General features: G+C 71.8%; 15 protein-coding genes. 8 read left to right on the top strand and 7 right to left on the bottom strand.

Annotation, left to right across the window (positions count from 1 at the left end):
* The first annotated feature begins 33 nt into the window (after positions 1 to 33).
* The 6 genes from nirB (at position 34) to ABIC29_RS07045 (ending at position 9,912) form a co-directional block, all read left to right on the top strand.
* On the top strand, positions 34 to 2,643 hold the full coding sequence (gene nirB, locus ABIC29_RS07070; protein ID WP_354243898.1) for a nitrite reductase large subunit NirB: 2,610 nt from the start codon (positions 34 to 36) through the stop codon (positions 2,641 to 2,643).
* Entirely contained in the window at positions 2,640 to 3,464 is an 825-nt protein-coding gene (cobA, locus tag ABIC29_RS07065; protein WP_354243895.1) for a uroporphyrinogen-III C-methyltransferase, read from the top strand. The genes nirB and cobA overlap by 4 nt, the downstream gene beginning before the upstream one ends.
* Complete coding sequence (locus ABIC29_RS07060) at positions 3,461 to 4,591, top strand: uroporphyrinogen-III synthase (protein WP_354243892.1); 1,131 nt, start codon at positions 3,461 to 3,463, stop codon at positions 4,589 to 4,591. The genes cobA and ABIC29_RS07060 overlap by 4 nt, the downstream gene beginning before the upstream one ends.
* Positions 4,592 to 4,730: 139 nt before the next feature.
* A complete protein-coding gene (locus ABIC29_RS07055) occupies positions 4,731 to 6,131 on the top strand; it encodes an MFS transporter (RefSeq protein ID WP_354243889.1) in 1,401 nt (466 codons plus the stop codon).
* Positions 6,132 to 6,142: 11 nt separating this feature from the next.
* Entirely contained in the window at positions 6,143 to 8,308 is a 2,166-nt protein-coding gene (locus tag ABIC29_RS07050; RefSeq protein WP_354243886.1) for a molybdopterin oxidoreductase family protein, read from the top strand.
* On the top strand, positions 8,305 to 9,912 hold the full coding sequence (locus tag ABIC29_RS07045; protein ID WP_116081486.1) for an NAD(P)/FAD-dependent oxidoreductase: 1,608 nt from the start codon (positions 8,305 to 8,307) through the stop codon (positions 9,910 to 9,912). Before ABIC29_RS07050 ends, ABIC29_RS07045 begins: the two co-directional genes overlap by 4 nt.
* A gap of 139 nt (positions 9,913 to 10,051) precedes the next feature.
* On the opposite strand, the gene ABIC29_RS07040 is transcribed toward ABIC29_RS07045, so the two are convergent.
* From ABIC29_RS07040 to rpsP, 5 genes are all read right to left on the bottom strand, one after another.
* Positions 10,052 to 10,744 carry a sirohydrochlorin chelatase gene (locus ABIC29_RS07040; RefSeq protein ID WP_158551792.1) on the bottom strand — a complete coding sequence of 231 codons (693 nt, stop codon included), beginning with the start codon at positions 10,742 to 10,744 and terminating at the stop codon, positions 10,052 to 10,054.
* A 271-nt stretch (positions 10,745 to 11,015) separates the two neighbouring features.
* Positions 11,016 to 11,705: a tRNA (guanosine(37)-N1)-methyltransferase TrmD gene (trmD, locus tag ABIC29_RS07035; protein ID WP_116081484.1), complete on the bottom strand. Its 690-nt coding sequence runs from the start codon at positions 11,703 to 11,705 to the stop codon at positions 11,016 to 11,018.
* An 8-nt stretch (positions 11,706 to 11,713) separates the two neighbouring features.
* Positions 11,714 to 12,316: a ribosome maturation factor RimM gene (gene rimM, locus ABIC29_RS07030; RefSeq protein ID WP_116081483.1), complete on the bottom strand. Its 603-nt coding sequence runs from the start codon at positions 12,314 to 12,316 to the stop codon at positions 11,714 to 11,716.
* A 1-nt stretch (position 12,317) separates the two neighbouring features.
* Positions 12,318 to 12,554, bottom strand: a complete 237-nt coding sequence (locus tag ABIC29_RS07025; protein ID WP_116081482.1) for an RNA-binding protein — start codon at positions 12,552 to 12,554, stop codon at positions 12,318 to 12,320.
* A gap of 3 nt (positions 12,555 to 12,557) precedes the next feature.
* Positions 12,558 to 12,971: a 30S ribosomal protein S16 gene (gene rpsP / locus ABIC29_RS07020; protein ID WP_116081481.1), complete on the bottom strand. Its 414-nt coding sequence runs from the start codon at positions 12,969 to 12,971 to the stop codon at positions 12,558 to 12,560.
* A gap of 220 nt (positions 12,972 to 13,191) precedes the next feature.
* Here rpsP and ABIC29_RS07015 point away from each other — a divergent pair, with 220 nt between their 5' ends.
* The gene (locus ABIC29_RS07015) at positions 13,192 to 14,364 is read left to right on the top strand and encodes a glutamate--cysteine ligase (RefSeq protein ID WP_116081480.1); all 1,173 of its coding nucleotides are present in this window, start codon (positions 13,192 to 13,194) and stop codon (positions 14,362 to 14,364) included.
* Between the two features lie 58 nt (positions 14,365 to 14,422).
* On the opposite strand, the gene ABIC29_RS07010 is transcribed toward ABIC29_RS07015, so the two are convergent.
* Positions 14,423 to 15,886 carry a GH1 family beta-glucosidase gene (locus ABIC29_RS07010; protein ID WP_116081479.1) on the bottom strand — a complete coding sequence of 488 codons (1,464 nt, stop codon included), beginning with the start codon at positions 15,884 to 15,886 and terminating at the stop codon, positions 14,423 to 14,425.
* Positions 15,887 to 16,005: 119 nt separating this feature from the next.
* Here ABIC29_RS07010 and ABIC29_RS07005 point away from each other — a divergent pair, with 119 nt between their 5' ends.
* Positions 16,006 to 16,803 carry a spermidine synthase gene (locus tag ABIC29_RS07005; protein ID WP_116081478.1) on the top strand — a complete coding sequence of 266 codons (798 nt, stop codon included), beginning with the start codon at positions 16,006 to 16,008 and terminating at the stop codon, positions 16,801 to 16,803.
* A gap of 54 nt (positions 16,804 to 16,857) precedes the next feature.
* Here ABIC29_RS07005 and ffh read toward each other — a convergent pair whose 3' ends face one another.
* Positions 16,858 to 18,438 carry a signal recognition particle protein gene (gene ffh, locus ABIC29_RS07000; RefSeq protein ID WP_354243878.1) on the bottom strand — a complete coding sequence of 527 codons (1,581 nt, stop codon included), beginning with the start codon at positions 18,436 to 18,438 and terminating at the stop codon, positions 16,858 to 16,860.
* Between the last annotated feature and the right edge of the window lie 12 nt (positions 18,439 to 18,450).

The raw sequence follows: 18,450 nt of genomic DNA, 5'->3' as shown, positions 1-18,450 counted from the left end.
CTACGTTGGCAGCATTCGAGCCACGGAGGCACCATGACCGAGAACAGCCCGGCCGGCATCCGCACGCGCGACGTCGTCATCGTCGGCGGCGGGCCCGCCGCACACCGCCTCGCCGACAGCCTGCACATGCGCGACGAGGAGCGCACGCTGCGCGTCACCGTGATCGGCGACGAGCCCCACCTGCCCTACGACCGCGTGGCACTCAGCGCGCGCCTCGCCGACGGCACGGCCGACCTCACGCTGCAGCCGACCGCGATGTGGGACCCGTCGCAGGTGCGGCTGATCACCGGCGAGCGGGTCGACGCGATCGACGCCGCCCAGCAGACCGCGACGACGTCGGCCGGCACGGTGCTGCACTGGGACGAGCTCGTGCTGGCGACCGGGTCGAGCGCCCCGGTTCCGGCCATCCCCGGCGCTGAGAGCACCCGCGTGTACCGCACGATCGAGGACGTCGACAACCTCGTCGCCGAGGCTCGGCAGCTCGCCGAGCAGCACGGACGCCCGGCGCGCGTCGTCGTCGCCGGAGGCGGACTGCTCGGCCTCGAGGCGGCCGGCGGCCTGGCCGAGCTCGGCGCGCACGTCGCGGTCGTGCACTCGGGCGGATGGCTCATGTCGGCCCAGCTCGACGAGGGCGCAGGGCGCGCGCTCGGGCGCATCATCTCCGGCCAGGGCATCGGCCTGCACCTCGGCGCCAGGCCCTCCGCGGTCCGCGTCGACCGCGGCGCGGTCACGGCCGTCGAGCTCACGAACGAGCGCGTCATCGAGGCCGACCTGGTGATCTTCGCGATCGGCATCAGCCCGCGCGACGAGCTCGCCCGCGACCTCGGACTCGAGCTCGGGCCACGCGGCGGCGTCGCGATCGACAGCGCGTGCGCGACATCCGCCCCCGGCATCTGGGCGATCGGCGAGGTCGCGAGCTTCGAGGGCCGATGCACCGGCCTCGTCGCCCCCGCGAACGCGATGGCCGAGGTCGTCGCCGACCGCCTGCTCGGCGGCGCCGCCGAGTTCACGACCATCGACGACGCGACCAAACTGAAGCTCTCGGGCGTCGACGTCGCGAGCTTCGGCGACGCGCTGGCCCGCACCGAGCAGGCCCTCGAGATCGTCTACGCCGACCCGGCCCGCGGGCTCTACCAGAAGCTCGTCATGACCGACGATGCGAAGACCCTGCTCGGCGGCATCTTCGTCGGCGACGCGTCGCCGTACGCCTCGCTGCGCCCGATGCTCGGCATGCAGCTCTCGTCCGAGCCCGCCGCGTACCTGTCGGCCTCGGGCATGGAGGCGCCGGCCGGCGACGAACTGCCCGCCGCCGCACTCGTGTGCGCGTGCAACAACGTCGCCGCCGGCACCATCCGCGACGCCGTGAACGGCACCGAGCACGCCGAGGGCTGCACCGACCTGGGCGAGCTGAAGGCCTGCACCCGCGCCGGCACCCAGTGCGGCTCGTGCGTGCCGCTCGTGAAGAAGCTGCTCGAGGCGGAGCTCACGAAGTCGGGCATCACGCCCTCGCGTGCCCTTTGCGAGCACTTCGAACTCTCGCGGCAGGAGCTCTTCGAGTCCATCCGGGTGCTCGAGCTCACGTCGTTCGACGAGATCATCGCGCGCCTCGGCACCGGGCGCGGCTGCGACGTCTGCAAGCCGGTCGTCGGGTCCATCCTCGCCACCCAGCACGGGTCGTACATCCTCGACGGCGGTCGCGGCGGCCTGCAGGACACGAACGACCGCGCCATGGCGAACATGCAGAAGGACGGGACCTACTCGGTCGTGCCGCGCATCCCCGCCGGCGAGATCACGCCGGAGAAGCTCCTCGTCATCGCCCAGGTCGCGACCGACTACGGCCTCTACACGAAGATCACCGGCGGGCAGCGCATCGACCTCTTCGGTGCGAGGCTCGACCAGCTGCCCGACATCTGGAAGCGGCTCGTCGACGCCGGGTTCGAATCTGGCCAGGCCTACGGCAAGGCGCTCCGCAACGTGAAGAGCTGCGTCGGCTCGACCTGGTGCCGGTACGGCGTGCAGGACTCCGTCGCGATGGCCGTGCAGCTCGAGCTGCGCTACCGCGGCCTGCGCTCGCCGCACAAGCTCAAGTTCGGCGTCTCGGGCTGCGCGCGCGAATGCGCCGAGGCGCGCGGCAAGGACGTCGGGGTGATCGCGACCGACCAGGGATGGAACATGTACGTCGGCGGCAACGGCGGGTTCCAGCCCGCGCATGCGCAGTTGCTCGCGAGCGACCTCGACGACGAGACACTGCTGAAGTACATCGACCGCTACATCATGTACTACGTGCGAACCGCCGACCGGCTGCAGCGCACCGCCCGCTGGATCGAGGACATCGAGGGCGGCCTCGACCACGTGCGCGACGTCGTCGTGAACGACTCCCTCGGCCTCGCCGAGGAGCTCGAGCGGGCCGTCGACCGACACGTCGACGGCTACGAGGACGAGTGGGCGGCGACGCTCGCCGATCCGGAGCGCCTGCGCCGGTTCCGCTCGTTCGTGAACGCGCCGCACATCCCGGATCCGTCGGTCGCCCAGGTGCCGGACGGACGCGGCCAGATGCGGCCGGCCACCGCCGAGGAGCGCGAGCGCGGCGAGGCCGTGCTCGTGGCCGGCATGACCATCCCCGTTCGCGGGGTGGACGCGTGACCGCCGCGACGCCCGGCGGGGCGCCGGGCGGTGCGCCGGGCGTCCCGACCGGCAGCGTCACGCTCGTGGGCGGCGGCCCCGGCCGGGAGGACCTCCTCACACTCGCGGCGCTGCGGGCGCTCCGTTCCGCCGACGTCGTGCTCTACGACCGGCTCGCTCCCCACGACCGCCTCGACGAGCTCGCGCCCGGTGCCCTGCTCGTCGACGTCGGCAAGCGGCCCGGCCACCACGCGATCCCCCAGTCCGAGATCGAGGCGCTCCTCGTCGAGCACGCCCTCGCCGGTTCCAGGGTCGTGCGACTCAAGGGCGGCGACCCGTACGTGCTCGGTCGCGGCGGCGAGGAGGTGCTCGCCTGCCACGGCGCGGGTGTCCCGGTCGAGGTGATCCCAGGGGTCACGAGCGCGATCTCGGTGCCGGGGGCCGCCGGCATCCCCCTCACGCACCGCGGCGTCAGCCACCTCTTCACGGTCGTCTCCGGGCACCAGCCGCTCACGGCATCCGAGCTGGAGCACCTGGCGGGCCTCGGCGGCACGATCGTCGTGCTCATGGGCGTGAACACGCTGCCCTCGCTCACCGCCGGGCTGGCCCGCGCGGGCATGGCCGAGGGGATGCCGGTGGCGATCGTCGAGCGCGGGTTCTCGTCCGAGCAGCGCACGACCATCGGCGAGCTGGCCGACATCGTCACGACCGCGGGGCGCGCCCGCGTCGCCTCGCCCGCGGTCGTCGTCATCGGCGAGGTCGTCCGGCTCGCCCACGACGGCGATGCGAGCGCCGCGGAGCTCATGGAGCGCGCGGCCGGCTTCGCGGCGGTGGCCGGATGACCGATCTCCTCGAGTTCGCACCCGGGTTCCGCGTCGACCAGCTCGTGGGCTTCCGCATCGGCGTCACGAGCGACCGCCGCTCGGCCGACCTCATCGATGCGCTCGCCCGTCGCGGCGCGACCGTCGTGCACGCGCCGACGCTGCGCATGACCAATGCGCTCTCCGACGACCCGGTGATCGCCGACACCCGTGCGATCATCGCGGCCCGCCCCGAGGTGCTGCTCGCGACCACCGCGTACGGCGTGCGCCGCTGGTTCGAGGTGGCGGACGCCGCTGGCCTCGGCGAGGACCTGCTCGACGCGCTCGCCGACACCTCGATCCTGGTTCGCGGGCCGAAGGCGCGCGGCGGCATCCGCGCGGCCGGCCTCAACGACGTGGGCATGAGCGCCCAGGAGACGACCGAGTCGCTCATCGACCACGTGCTCGAGAACTACCCGCCCGGGCTCACGGTGGCCGTGCAACTGCACGGATTCCTCGAGGCGTCGCAGCTCCAGCGGTTGAGCGATGCGCACGACCGCGTGCTCACCGTGGCGCCGTACCGATGGGTCGAGGTCGACAAGGCCGACGACCGCGTGGAGCGGCTCATCGAGGCGGCGTGCACGGGCGGCCTCGACGCCATCACGTTCACGAGCGCGCCGGCCGTGCACGCGCTCTTCGGCGCCGCGGAGGAGCTCGGGCGCCACGACGACCTCGTCGACGCGATGCGCGGTCCGGTCGTCGCGGCGGCCGTCGGGCCCGTGACCGCGATGCCGCTCATCGCGGCCGGCATCACGCCGATCCAGCCCGATCGCTTCCGCATGGGCGCGCTCATCCGGCTCGTCTGCGAACACCTCGAGACGGAGCGGGTCATCCGGCTCGAGACGCTCCACGGTCCGCTCGCCCTCCGCGGCAGCGTGGTCGACGTCGCGGACCGCCGGGTGTCGCTCGCGCCCGTCGCGCTCATGATCCTGCGCACGCTCGTGCTCGCACGCGGTTCGGTGGTCGCCCGCGACCGGCTCGCCGCCGGGCTGCCCGGCACGAACGACGAGCACGCCCTCGAGGTCGCCCTGAGCCGCCTGCGCCAGACCCTCGCTGTGCCGGGGCTCATCACCACGGTGGTCAAGCGGGGGTACCGCATCGACGTGTGACCTGCGCCTCACACCCCGTCGCTGATCGGGTGAGGAGGTGGAGACGCAGGGTTTACGGCCGGGCCGATCCGCGGAAACACGACCTCAATAGCTTCGAGTCGAAGGCTCCATCCACGTGATCGACACCTCGGAGGCACCCATGACCCAGACCACGAGCACCGCTCCCCCGGTCGCCGCGACATCCGCGCCGGCGACGACCGCCGCTCCCGCGCTGACCACCAGGCCGGGCCGCTGGATCGACGGCTGGGACCCCGAGGACACCGACCAGTGGGAATCGCAGGGTCGCACGATCGCGCGTCGCAACCTCAACTGGTCGATCTTCGCCGAGTTCCTCGGATTCGTGGTGTGGCAGCTGTGGAGCGTCGTCGCCGTCGCGCTCCCCGCCGCCGGCTTCGAGCTGACCACGGGCGAGATCTTCTGGCTCATCTCGATCCCGAGCCTCGTCGGCGCGACCCTTCGGATCCCGTACTCGTTCCTCGTGCCGAAGTTCGGCGGCCGCAACTGGACGATCATCTCCGCCGGCCTGCTGCTCGCGCCGACCATCGCGATGGTGCTCTGCGTGTCGAACCCCGACACGCCCTTCCCGGTGCTCCTCGGCGCCGCGGCGCTCGCGGGCTTCGGCGGCGGCAACTTCGCCAGCTCCATGTCGAACATCACCTCCTTCTACCCGCAGCGCGAGAAGGGCTGGGCCCTCGGCCTGAACGCCGCGGGCGGCAACCTCGGTGCCGCGGTCGCGCAGTTCGTGGTGCCGATCGTGATCACCATCGGTGCGGGCGCGACGCTCAACCTGCCGGCGGCCGGCTGGATCTGGATCCCGCTGATCCTCGTCGCGATGTTCGGCGCCGCCCGGTACATGAACAACCTGTCCAACGCGAAGGCGGACTTCTCGGGCTCGGCTGCGGCGCTGAAGGAGCCGCACCTGTGGCTGCTGTCGCTGCTCTACATCGGCACGTTCGGCTCGTTCATCGGCTTCGCCAGCGTCTTCCCGAAGCTCATCGCCGACCAGTTCCCGGACTTCTCCGCGATCGCGATCGGCGGAGCCGCGGTGCCGCTCGCGTTCCTCGGTGCGCTCGTCGGGTCGCTCGCACGGCCGTACGGCGGCCGGCTCTCCGACCGCTTCGGCGGCGCCCGCATCACGATGTGCGCCTTCGCCTCGATGGCCCTCGTCACGATCGCGGTGCTCGCCACCCTCCCGCTCGGCAACTTCTGGCTGTTCCTCGGCCTCTTCCTCCTGCTCTTCGCCTCGGCCGGCATCGGCAACGGGTCGACCTACCGCATGGTCCCCGTCGTGTTCGCCGTCCGCGGCGGCGGCACGGGCGACGTGTCGACGCAGCGCAAGGCCGCGGCGGCCCTCGGCCTGATCTCCGCGATCGGCGCGTACGGCGGCTTCCTGATCCCGCAGGCGCTGAACCTCTCGTTCCAGTCGACCGGCGGCTACGGCGCCGCGTTCATCGGCTTCATCTCGGCCTACGTCGTGCTGCTCGTGCTCACCTGGGCCGTGTACGTGCGAAACGGTCGACTCAGCGCCCACAAGATCTGAATCGAGTCCCCTTGACCAGCCCCGCAGACACGCACTGCCCGTACTGCGCCCTGCAGTGCGCGATGACCCTCACCACGACGAGCAGCACGACGGATGCCGCGACGGGCGCCCAGGTCGACGCCCACGCCGCGCCGGTGACGGTGGAGGGCCGCGACTTCCCGACGAACCGGGGCGGCCTGTGCAAGAAGGGGTGGACCTCGGCGGAGCTCCTGCGCTCGCCGTCGCGCCTCGGCGCTCCGCTGCTGCGGGGCGCCGACGGCGCGTTGCACGAGGCGTCGTGGGACGAGGCGCTCGACCTGGTCGCGACGTCGCTCCGCGGCATCCGCTCGGAGCACGGTGCCGATGCGGTGGGCGTGTTCGGCGGCGGCGGCCTCACGAACGAGAAGTCGTACCTGCTCGGCAAGTTCGCGAGGCTGGCGCTCGCCACCAGCCGCATCGACTACAACGGCCGCTACTGCATGTCCTCGGCGGCCGCCGCGGGCAACCGGGCGTTCGGCGTCGACCGGGGGCTGCCGTTCCCGCTCGAGGACCTCGACGGCGCCGACACGATCCTGCTGCTCGGCACGAACGTCGCCGAGACCATGCCGCCGTTCATCGGCCATTTGGCCGGGGCGCAGGCCGCGGGCGGCCTCGTCGTCGTGGATCCGCGTCGCACCGCGACCGCGCGGCTGACCGACGACGCCAAGGGCCTGCACCTGCAGCCGGCCCCCGGGACCGACCTGCCGCTGCTGCTCGGCCTCATCCACGTCGTGATCGCCGAGCGCCTCGTCGACGTCGACTACGTCGAGGCCCGCACCGTCGGCTTCGACCGGGTCCGTCGCAGCGTCGCCGCCTGGTGGCCCGAGCGCGTGCAGTCGGTGACGGGCGTCGCCGCGCTGACGATCAAGCGGCTCGCGCGGAGACTCGCCTCCGGCGGCAACACGTTCGTGCTCACCGGACGCGGCGTCGAGCAGCACGTCGACGGCACCGACACCGCGACCGCCGCGATCAACCTCGCGTTGCTGCTCGGCCTGCCGGGGCGAGCGGGCAGCGGATACGGCACGCTCACCGGGCAGGGCAACGGGCAGGGCGGCCGCGAGCACGGCCAGAAGTGCGACCAGCTGCCCGGATACCGGAAGATCGTCGACCCCGAGGCGCGCGCGCACGTGGCTCGCGTGTGGGGCGTCGACCCCGCCGACCTGCCTGGGCCCGGCGTGCCGGCGATCGAGCTGCTGAAGCTGCTCGGCGTCGAGGGCGGCGTCCGGGCGCTCATGGTGCACGGCTCGAACCTCGTCGTCTCGTCGCCGAACGCCCGCGAGGTGCGCGAGGGCCTCGGCCGGCTCGACCTCCTCGTGGTGTGCGACTTCTTCCTCTCGGAGACGGCGGCGATGGCCGACGTCGTGCTGCCGATCACGCAGTGGGCCGAGGAGGAGGGCACCATGACCTCGCTCGAGGGCCGCGTCATCCGTCGCCGTCGCGCCGTGACGCCCCCGCCCGGGGTGCGCGATGAGCTGTGGATCCTGCACGAGCTGGCCCGACGCCTCGACTGCACGGCCGCGTTCGACACCGACCCCGGGACGGTGTTCGAGGAGCTGCGGCTCGCGTCGGAGGGCGGCATCGCCGACTACTCGGGCATCGACTACGCGATGCTCGACCGCGGGGATGCCGCGTACTGGCCGTACCCTCGCGGCAGCCATGGCACGCCGCGCCTGTTCGCCGACCGATTCGCGCACGCCGACGGCCGTGCACGCCTCGTCCCCGTCACCGTGCGCGAGTCCGCGCGTCCCGCGCCCGGATCCGATGAGATCACCCTCGTCACCGGGCGTCTGCTCGAGCACTACCAGAGCGGCGCGCAGACCCGGCGGGTGCCGGAGCTGCTGGCCTCGCAGCCCGAGGCGCTCGCCTCGATGCATCCGGCCACCGCCGAGCGGCTCGGCATCGACGACGGCGACGAGGTCGAGGTGGCCAACCACCGCGGCGTCGTGCGCTGCCGCGCGCGGCTCACCCCCGACATCCGGCCCGACGCGGTGTTCCTGCCGTTCCACTACGGCGACGCCCAGGCCGCCAACCTGCTCACCTCCGACGAGGTCGACCCGATCTCGTCGATGCCCGAGTTCAAGACGAACGTCGTGCGCGTGCGCCGGGTGACGGATGCCGCGCCGCGCCGCCTGGCCGAAGAGACCGGAGTCCTCGCATGAGCCCGCTGAAGATCGTCCTCGTCGGCTACGGTCCGGTCGGTGCTCGCTTCGTCGAGGAGCTCCTCCCCGGGGTGCAGCGCGGCGACGTCGAGCTCACGGTGCTCGCGGGCGAGGACGTCGAGGCCTACAACCGCGTGCTCGTCGCCGAGTACGCCGTCGGCAACGCCGACCTCGAGACCATGCTCGTCGGCGACCGGCTGACCGCCGAGGAGGCCGGCGCCCGGGTCCTGCTCGGCGTGGCCGTGACCGCGGTCGATCGCGAGGCGCGCTCGGTGCGCCTCGACACGGGCGAGGACCTCCCCTACGACCGTCTCGTGCTCGCCACTGGCGCACGTGCGAACGTGCCGACCCTCGACGGCGTCGAACGCCACCGCCGCGACCTCGCCTCGCTCGAGAAGTACGGGCGGCAGCTGGTCGCCCACGACGACGAGCTGCCGCCCGGCATCACCGCCCTCCGCGACCTCGCCGACGCCGAGCGCGTCCTCGAGGCCGTGCGCGGGCGACGCCGCATCATCGTGCTCGGTGCCGGCGTGCTCGGACTCGAGCTCGCGCTCGCGGCCGCGCACGCCGGCGCCCAAGTGTGCGTCGTGCACCACGGACCGCACCCCATGCCCCGCAACCTCGACCGCGGCGGCGGCCAGGTGCTGCGGACAGCGCTGCGACGCACCGGCATCCAGGTGATCGCGCACAGTCGCGCCGAAGCGGTCGCGTTCCGCACCGACGACGACGGCGTGCGCCGCTTCGACATGCTCGTGACCGCCGACGGCAAGCAGCTCCGCGGCGACCTGCTGGTGCTCTCATGCGGCGTGAGCGCACGCACCGAGCTCGCGGTGCTCGCCGGCCTGCGAACCGCCGCCGGCATCGTCGTGCACCCGACGCTCGCCTCATGGACGGACCCGGCGATCTTCGCGATCGGCGACTGCGCGCAGGTCGTCGAGCGCACCGACGAGCTGGCCGGCCAGCGCACGCTCCCCGGGGCGCCGTCCGGCCTCATCGGCCCGGGCTGGCGACAGGCGGCCTGGCTCGCCGGTTCGTTCCTCGCCGAGGCCGCACGGCGCGTGCACGCCGTCGCGACGCCCGTCGAGCGCGACCCGCTCGTCATGCTCAAGGCCGAGCACATCGACGTCGTCGCCGTCGGCGACATCTCCGGCGATCCGTGGGACGACGACGGGCTGCACCCGCGCCGGCGCATCGCGCAGTGGGCCGACCCCGAGCACCTCCGCTACGTGAAGATGGTCACCGAGGAGGGCGTGCTCACGGGCTTCGTCAGCGTCGGGATGCCGCGCACGGCCGCCGAGCTCACCCTGCTCTTCGAACGTGGCGGCGAGCTTCCGGCTGATCGTTCGCTGCTGCTGCGCTTCGACGGCCCCGACTACGACCCCGCGGCCGATGCCGACGCGTTCGCACCGGCGACCACGGTCTGCTGGTGCAACGCCGTCACGGTCGGCCGCATCGAGGAGTCCGCCGCCTGCGGCAACACGACCGTCGAGTGCGTGGGCCGGGACACGCGCGCCGGCACCGGCTGCGGCGGCTGCCGCGGCCGCATCGCCGACGTGCTCGCGCACGTCGCCGATCCCGACGGCACCCCGACGCTCACGGTCTGAGCGCGTCCGGACGGCATGCGCCGGCGGGCGTCACCGGACCGACCGGCGCCGGGGGTCGCCCGGCGTCCGGGGTCGGCGACGACCGGCCGCAGCCGGCCAGAACGAGGCGACGAGGGCTCGGATGCCGCGGACGAGCCGGTCAGGCGTAGTGATGCCGCTCGGCCTCGACGGCGTCGTAGCGGTCGAGCACGACCTCGACGAGGGCGGGCGGCACCGGCCTCCCAGGCGCGATGAGCGGCTCGGTGATGAGCTCTGCGCCCATCGCGGCGGCGGCGTCGTAGAAGGTTCCGGGGGCGAGCACGTACGCGGCGACCGCGATGCGCGTGCCGGGGTGCACCTCGCGGATCATCTCCATCGCGTCGGGCAGCCGCGGGATCGCCGACGCGATGAACCCGACCGTGACGGGGCGCCCGAGGCGGTGGCCGAGGCGGCGCGCGGTCTCGAAGCACTCCCGCACCGCCCGCGGGTCGTTCGATCCGGCGGCGGCGAGGAGCACCGCATCGCCGTCCTCGAGGCCGGCGTCGGCGAGGCGCTCGGCGAGGATGCCGACGAGCCGGTCGTCGGGCCCGAGCTCGGCCGCGAGGCGGACGCCGCCGCCGATGCGCTCCAGGCCGAACGCGAGGCCGGTTCGCACGTGGTACCCGGCGGACAGCGTGAGCGGCACGATCACCGCATCGGACTCGCCCGCCGCGGCGACGGCCGCCGCGACGTCGGCGCTCTTCGCGTCGACGAAGTCGATCGCGACCTCGATGCCGGGCTCGACCATCGCGACCCGGTCCACCAGTCGCATCACGGCCTTCCGGTTCGCGGCGGAGGGCGACCCGTGCGTCACGGCGATGAGCCTCAGCGGGGGTCGCTCGTCACGTGCGGACAGGGGGTCAATGCCACTGGGCCCGGCCATCGACAACCCGCGCTTTCCGGCGGGTGCTCGCTCGATGCCGCCGGTATCGACGTTATAAACGGCGTGTTTCGCGACGCACACCCGTCTGTTTCGGGGACGTGAAGAAGACCTCACGCGGGCCGTGATCGCCTCGGATGCGTGGGTGCTGCACGGTGTTCGCCCGGTGACGCGAAGCGATCCCGCAACGACCTCGGTGCGCGGCTCAGTCGGAGAGGAGCTCGGGGCGTACGCGACGTGTGCGCTCGATCTGCTGCTCGCGGCGCCACGCGGCGACGGCGCCGTGGTTGCCGGAGAGCAGCACCGGGGGCACGTCGAGGTCGCGCCAGACCGACGGCTTGGTGTAGCTCGGGTACTCGAGCAGGCCGTCTTCGTGCGACTCCTCGACGAGACTCTCGGGGTTGCCGACGACGCCGGGTACGAGCCGGCCGGCAGCCTCGATCATGGCCATGACGGCGACCTCGCCGCCGTTCAGCACGTAGTCGCCGAGGCTGATGAGGCGCACGCGCATGCGGCTCTCGTAGTGGTCGGTCACCCGCTGGTCGATGCCCTCGTAACGCCCGCAGGCGAACACGAGGTGGGGTTCGGCTGCGAGCTCGCGGGCGACCGCCTGCGTGAACGGCTCACCCGCAGGCGACGGCACGACGAGCACGGCCTCCGATGCCCCGGGGCCGACGATCGAGTCGATCGCCTCGCCCCAGGGTTCGGGCTTCATGACCATGCCGGCGCCGCCGCCGTACGGGGTGTCGTCGACCGTGCGATGACGGTCGTGCGTGAACGTGCGCAGATCGTGCGCCACGACCTCGATGAGGCCCGCCTGCCTGGCCTTGCCGAGCAGCGAGATGTCGAGCACCGAGAAGAACTCGGGGAAGATCGTGACGATGTCGATCCGCATGATGCGTCCTACTCGGCTGCGGCGTCTGAGGCGTCGCCGGCCTCGCCGGACGCGTCCGTCGAGGGCTCGTCGTCGACGATCTCCTCGAACAGGCCGACCGGCGGCGTGACCGTGACGACGCCGGCGGCGACGTCGACCTCGGGCACGATGGCCTGCACGAACGGCACCATGACCTCGCCGGACGGGGTCCGCACGATGAGGAGGTCCTGTGCGGGGAAGTGGTCGACGCGCACGACCTCGCCGACCTTCCGGCCGTCGCGGACGACGGCGAGACCCACGAGCTGGTGGTCGTACCACGCGTCGGGCTCGGCCTCCTCCTGGTCGACGTTCTCGACCCAGAGGATGGCCTTCAACAGCGCCTCGGCCGCGGTGCGGTCGTCGACGCCGTCGAAGAAGCCGACCGGCATGCCGTTGTACCAGCGCAGCTCGCGCAGCACGAGGTGCTTGCCATGCCACGGCGAATCGGCGGGCACCTGCAGCGAGAACGACGAGCCCGGAACGAACCGGCGCTCGGGGTCGTCGGTGTACAGCTCGAGCTTGATCGCGCCTTTCAGGCCGTGCGCCTTGGTGAGGCGACCGACCCGCAACTGGGTTCGAGGTGCGTCTGACACGTCAGTCGTCGGTGTCGACGACGTCGACGCGGACACGACGACCGTCGGCGAGGGCCGCGACGAGCGTGCGCAGCGACTTCGCGGTACGACCGGCACGGCCGATGACGCGACCGAGGTCCTCGGGGTTCACGTGAACCTCGAGGACCTCGCCGCGTGCGCTCGACGCGGAGACGACCTTCACGTCGTCAGGGTGATCGACGATCCCCTTGACGAGGTGTTCGAGCGCGGACTGGAGCAAGACTTACGCCTCGTCCGTCGCCGCGTCGGTTGCGACCTCGGCCTCGTCGGCCTTGGGAGCCGGCTTCTCGGCCTTGGGCTTGAGCACAGGCTTCTTCTTCTCGTCTGCGACGAAGGCGGCCTTGGGCTCGCGAACCTGAACGGTCGAGACCGCGTTCTTGTCGCCCTTGAACTGGCCCCAGTCGCCCGTGAGCTTGAGGATGGCCTCGACCTGCTCGGTCGGCTGGGCGCCGACGGAGAGCCAGTACTGGGCGCGCTCGGAGTCGACCTCGATGAACGAGGGGTTCTCGGTGGGGTGGTACTTGCCGATCTCCTCGATCACGCGACCGTCGCGCTTGGTGCGCGAGTCGGCGACGACGATGCGGTAGTACGGCGCACGGATCTTGCCGAGGCGCTTGAGACGAATCTTGACAGCCACAATTCTCCTGAAATGTTGTGAGTTGGGTGAACTGACAGCCGTGAGCGTGGGGTGCACACTCGGCGGAAGCTCTGAGTAGTTCTGCGCGCCGGATAGAGGGTCGGGCGCTACGGAACTCGACTGACCATTCTTGCAGATTTCACGCCGGAAGGATAATCGCCACCTCTGCATGTCATGATGGGCCGACGGTGCGCGCTGCGCCGTGCGAAAGGGGCCAGCCATGCAGATCGAGTTCGCCCGATCCGCGCGTTCGACCGTCGGCATCGAATGGGAGATCGCGATCGTCGATCGTGCGACCGGCGAGCTGGCCTCGGTCGGCGACCGGGTGCTCGACGTGCTCCACGCCCGCAGCGAAGGCGGCACGCATCCCAGCATCACCGCCGAGATGCTCACGAACACGGTCGAACTCGTCAGCGGCGTGCACGAGCGGGTCGCCGACGCCGTCGCCGACCTCCAGGGGCAACTCGACGAGGTGCGCACGGTCGTCGACGAACTCGGGGAGTACGAGCTCATCTGCAGCGGGTCGCACCCGTTCAGCCAGTGGTACGACCAGCACCTGACCGACAAGCCCAGGTACCACAAGCTCGTCGACCGCACGCGCTGGTGGGGTCGCAACATGATGATCTGGGGCGTGCACGTGCACGTCGGCATCGAAGACCAGGCCAAGGCGCTGCCGATCCTCGACGGCCTGCTCGCCTACCTCCCGCACCTGCAGGCGCTCTCGGCCTCGAGCCCGTTCTGGGCGGGCGTCGACACCGGTTACGCCTCGAACCGTGCGCTCATGTTCCAGCAGCTGCCGACCGCCGGCCTGCCGTACCCGCTCGCCGACTGGGCCGCCTACGAGCGCTACGTCGACGACCTCGTGCGCACCGGCGTCATCGAGGACTACAGCGAGGTGCGCTGGGACATCCGCCCGTCGGCGAAATGGGGCACGGTCGAGGTGCGCGTCTGCGACGGCGTCTCGACGGCCGAGGAGCTCGCCGCGATCGGCGCACTCGTGCAGTGCCTCGTCGAGTGGATGTCGACGCGCCTCGACGAGGGCGAGACCCTCACCGTGCTGCAGCCCTGGTACGTGCGCGAGAACAAGTGGCGTGCTGCGCGCTACGGCCTCGACGCCGAGGTCATCATGGATGTCGCGGGCACCGAGCGTCTCGTCTCCGACGACCTGCGCGACCTCGTCACGACGCTCGTGCCCGTGGCCGAACGGCTCGGGTGCGCGAGCGAGCTGCAGCTCGTGCGCGGCATCCTCGACGGGGGCGGCAGCTACCAGCGACAGCTCGCGGTCGCCGCGGCGAACGACGGCGACCTCCCGTCGGTCGTCGCCCACCTCGCGCAGGAGCTTCGCGGCAACGTGCCCGCCCAGAAGGCGGATGCCGAGGCATCCGCCCGCTGAGCCGACCGCCCGGTGGCGGCGGGCCGTGCCGAACGGTCGACCGGTCGGCCCGCGATGATCACTCGCTCGCGGACGCCGACGCCACGGGGGCGTCGGGGATCGCGCGCGTGCGGATGAGCTCGGCGTACCAGAGTGCGGAGTCCTTCGGCAGTCGCTCGAACGTGTCGTAGTCGACGCGCACGATGCCGAACCGCTTGGAGTAGCCGTAGCCCCACTCGAAGTTGTCCATGAGGGACCACACCTGGTAGCCGCGGAGGTCGACACCGCGCTGGATCGCACGGTGCGCCGCGGTGAAGTGCCGCCGCAGGTAGTCGGTGCGCTCGACGTCGTGCACGGCCGGGCCGTCGGGCCCGTCGATCACGACGTCGGCGAACGCGGCGCCGTTCTCGGTGACCATGAGGGGCAGCTCGGGGTAGGACTCGTGCAACGAGACGAGCAGGTCCTCGAGGCCGGAGGGGTCGATGTTCCAGCCCATCTCGGTGTACGGACCGGGCTGCTCGAGGAACTCGACCTGCTCGGAGCCGGGCCACGCCGTGCCGCCCATGTCCTTGTGCCCGTCGGCGTTGACGCGGGGGCTCTCGCCGTCCCACATGCGCACGGTCACCGTCGAGTAGTAGTTGACGCCGAGCAGGCTGATCGGCTGGCGGATCAGCTCGGTGTCGCCCGGCTTCACGAAGGCCCAGTCGGTGACGTCGGCCGTGTCGGCGATGACATCGGCCGGGTACTCGCCGTCGAGCAGCGGGCCGAGGAACACGCGGTTCGCGAGGCCGTCGATGCGTCGCGCCGCCTCGGCGCCGGTCGGGCCGGAGGGCCGGATCACGTGCAGGTTGAGGGTGATCGAGTACCCGGGGTCGTTCGTGACGACGCCACGCAGCGCCTGGATCGCGAGTCCGTGCGCGAGGTTCAGGTGGTGCACGGCCGCGAGGGCCTTCGCACCGTCCAGGAGGCCCGGCGCGTGCGCACCGGACCCGTAGCCGAGGTATGAGGAGCACCACGGCTCGTTGAGCGTGGTCCAGACGGCGACCCGGTCGCCCAGGCGCTCGCCGAGGATGCGCGCGTAGTCGGCGAAGGCCTCGGCGGTCGCGCGGTTGGCCCAGCCACCCTCGTCTTCGAGCGCCTGCGGGAGGTCCCAGTGGTAGAGCGTCGCGATCGGGCGGATGCCGCGGGCGATGAGCCCGTCGACGAGCCGCTCGTAGAACGCGAGCCCCGCCTCGTTCGCGGGGCCGCGACCGGTCGGCTGGATGCGCGGCCACGCGATCGAGAAGCGGTAGGCCTCGAGTCCGAGACGCACCATGAGGTCGAGGTCCTCGTCGAGGCGGTGGTAGTGGTCGCACGCACGGTCGCCCGTGTCGCCGTTCCAGACCTTGCCCGGCGTGTGGCTGAACGTGTCCCAGATCGACGGGCCGCGGCCGTCTGCGGTGGCCGCACCCTCGATCTGGTACGAGGCGGTGGCCGATCCGAAGAGGAAGTCGGGGCCGAAGGCGAGGCCGGAGTCGCGGTAGTCCGCCGAACCGATGGTCATGATGTGCTGCTCCCCAGTCTGAGACGGCGGCAGTCGGCCGCCCGCATCACTGTACCGCGCCGACGGCGTTGCTTACAGGTCTGTAAGTAAATATGACGAGCCGCCCTAGAGTGGATCCCATGGACGCGCAGCCCCTCGAACTCGACTCCCCCGACGTCCACGCCGAGCTCCTGCCCGGCCGCGGCACGAACGGCGGCGCCTCGCTCGTCATCGACGGCGTCACCCAGTCGCACGTCAATCCGGCCGACCCCCGCGACCTGCAGCTCGAGTACACGCGCTTCGTGGCGGCCATCGCCGACGGATGCCGCGAGCCGGCCGAACCCGTCCGCGTGCTGCACCTCGGTGCAGGCGCCCTGACCATCGCCAGGTACCTCGGCGCGACGCGCCCGGCCTCCGTGCACCACGTCGTCGAACTGCACCGGGCGCTGGTGGAGTTCGTGCTCGACGCGCTGCCCCTCGACCCTGCGGTCGAGGTCACGTTCGAGTTCGACGACGCACGCGCCGCCGTCGGGCGAGCGGTGGCGCACGGCTCCTCGTTCGACCTCGTGATCGCCGACCTCTTCGCCGGCAGCCGCACGCCGGAGCACCTCTCGACGGCCGAGTTCTTCGACGACCTCGGCCGCCTGCTCGCACCGGACGGGGTGCTCGTCGTGAACACCATCGCGTCGGCCGGCCTCGGCACCTCGCGCGAGGTCGGCGCCACGCTCGTCGACGGGTTCGACGAGGTCCTGGCCGTCGCCTCCCCCACGGTCATCGCCGACGCGGGCCTCGGCAACGTGGTGTTCGCGGCCTCGCACGACGACCTGCCTCGCCGCCGCATCCGGCGCCGGATCGACCAGACCCACCGGCGCATCGAGCTGCTCGAGGGGCCGTCGCTCGCCGACTACCTCGGTCGGGCACGCCCGCGACACGACTGAGGATCGGCCGGTTCACCCGGTCCGCCGCCGAACGCGGCCGACTGGGTGAACCGATCAGCGTCCGAGGAGCTTCTGGACCTTCGCGAGGTCTTCGGCCGACGGGGTCGGCGCGGCGCCCTTGGCCCCGAGGCCGAATCCCGAACCCGCGGGCGCCTGGACACCGCCGGCGGGCCGCCCCTCGGCGATCGCCGCGTTCTCGGTGGCGCGCTTCGCGGGGTTGCCCGAGCGCGAGCCCGAGGACTTCTTCTTGCCCTTGGCCGCCTGGCGCTTGCCGCCACCGTGGCCGCCGCCACCGGGCATCGGCCCCATGCCGGGGATCTGCGGCATGCCGCCGCGCGCGACGGTCTTCATCATCTTCGCGGCCTGCTCGAAGCGCTGCACGAGCTGGTTCACGTCGGTGACGGTCATGCCGGCACCGCGCGCGATGCGCAGGCGACGCGAGCCGTTCAGGAGCTTGGTGTTCTTGCGCTCGGCCGGCGTCATCGACTGGATGATCGCCTCGGTGCGCACGATCTCGCGCTCGTCGAAGTTCTCGAGCTGCTGCTTCATGCCGCCCGCGCCGGGGAGCATGCCGAGCATCTTCTTGATCGAGCCGGCGCCGCGGAGCTGCTGCATCTGCCCGAGGAAGTCCTCGAGCGTGAACTGCTCGGTCGCGAGCTTCTCGGCGACCTTCAGCGCTTCTTCTTCGTCGAAGGCCGATTGCGCCTGTTCGATGAGGGTGAGGATGTCGCCGAGGTCGAGGATGCGGCTCGCCATGCGGTCGGGGTGGAAGGGCTCGAAGTCGTCGAGGCCCTCGCCCGTTGAGGCGAAGATGATGGGACGCCCGGTGACCGAGGCGACCGAGAGCGCGGCGCCGCCGCGCGCGTCGCCGTCGAGCTTGGAGAGCACGACGCCCGTGAAGTCGACGCCCTCCTGGAAGGCCTTCGCCGTGGTGACCGCGTCTTGGCCGATCATGGCGTCGATGACGAAGAGCACCTCGTCGGGGTTCGTCGCCTTGCGGATGTTCGCGGCCTGCTTCATCATCTCGGCGTCGACGCCGAGGCGGCCGGCCGTGTCGATGATGACGACGTCGTGCTGGGCGCGCTGGGCCTGGGCGACGCCGTCCTTGGCGACCTTCACGGGGTCGCCGACGCCGTTGCCGGGCTCGGGCGCGAACACCGGGACGCCCGCCTGGCCGCCGACGACCTGCAGCTGGTTGACGGCGTTCGGGCGCTGGAGGTCGCTCGCGACGAGCATGGGCGTGTGGCCCTCTTTGACGAGCCACTTCGCGAGCTTGCCCGCGAGCGTGGTCTTGCCGGCGCCCTGGAGGCCCGCGAGCATGATGACCGTCGGCGGGTTCTTCGCGAACTGCAGGCGTCGCTGCTGGCCGCCGAGGATCGCGACGAGCTCCTCGTTGACGATCTGCACGACCTGCTGGGCCGGGTTCAGCGCCTTGTTGACCTCGTCACCGAGAGCGCGGTCGCGGACGTGCGCCGTGAACTGCTTGACCACGTCGAGCGAGACGTCGGCGTCGAGGAGTGCGCGCCGGATCTCGCGGACGGTGCCGTCGACGTCGGCCGCAGAGAGCTTGCCCTTGGTGCGGAGATTCTTGAAGGTCTCGGCGAGGCGGTCAGACAGGTTTCCGAAGGTAGCCATGGTGGTTCGATT

The organism is Agromyces sp. PvR057, assembly GCF_040547485.1.
In the GTDB taxonomy this organism is placed as follows: Bacteria; Actinomycetota; Actinomycetes; order Actinomycetales; family Microbacteriaceae; genus Agromyces.
The sequence above is the reverse complement of the archived record's forward strand: the minus strand, read 5'-3'. Positions and strand labels throughout refer to the sequence as shown.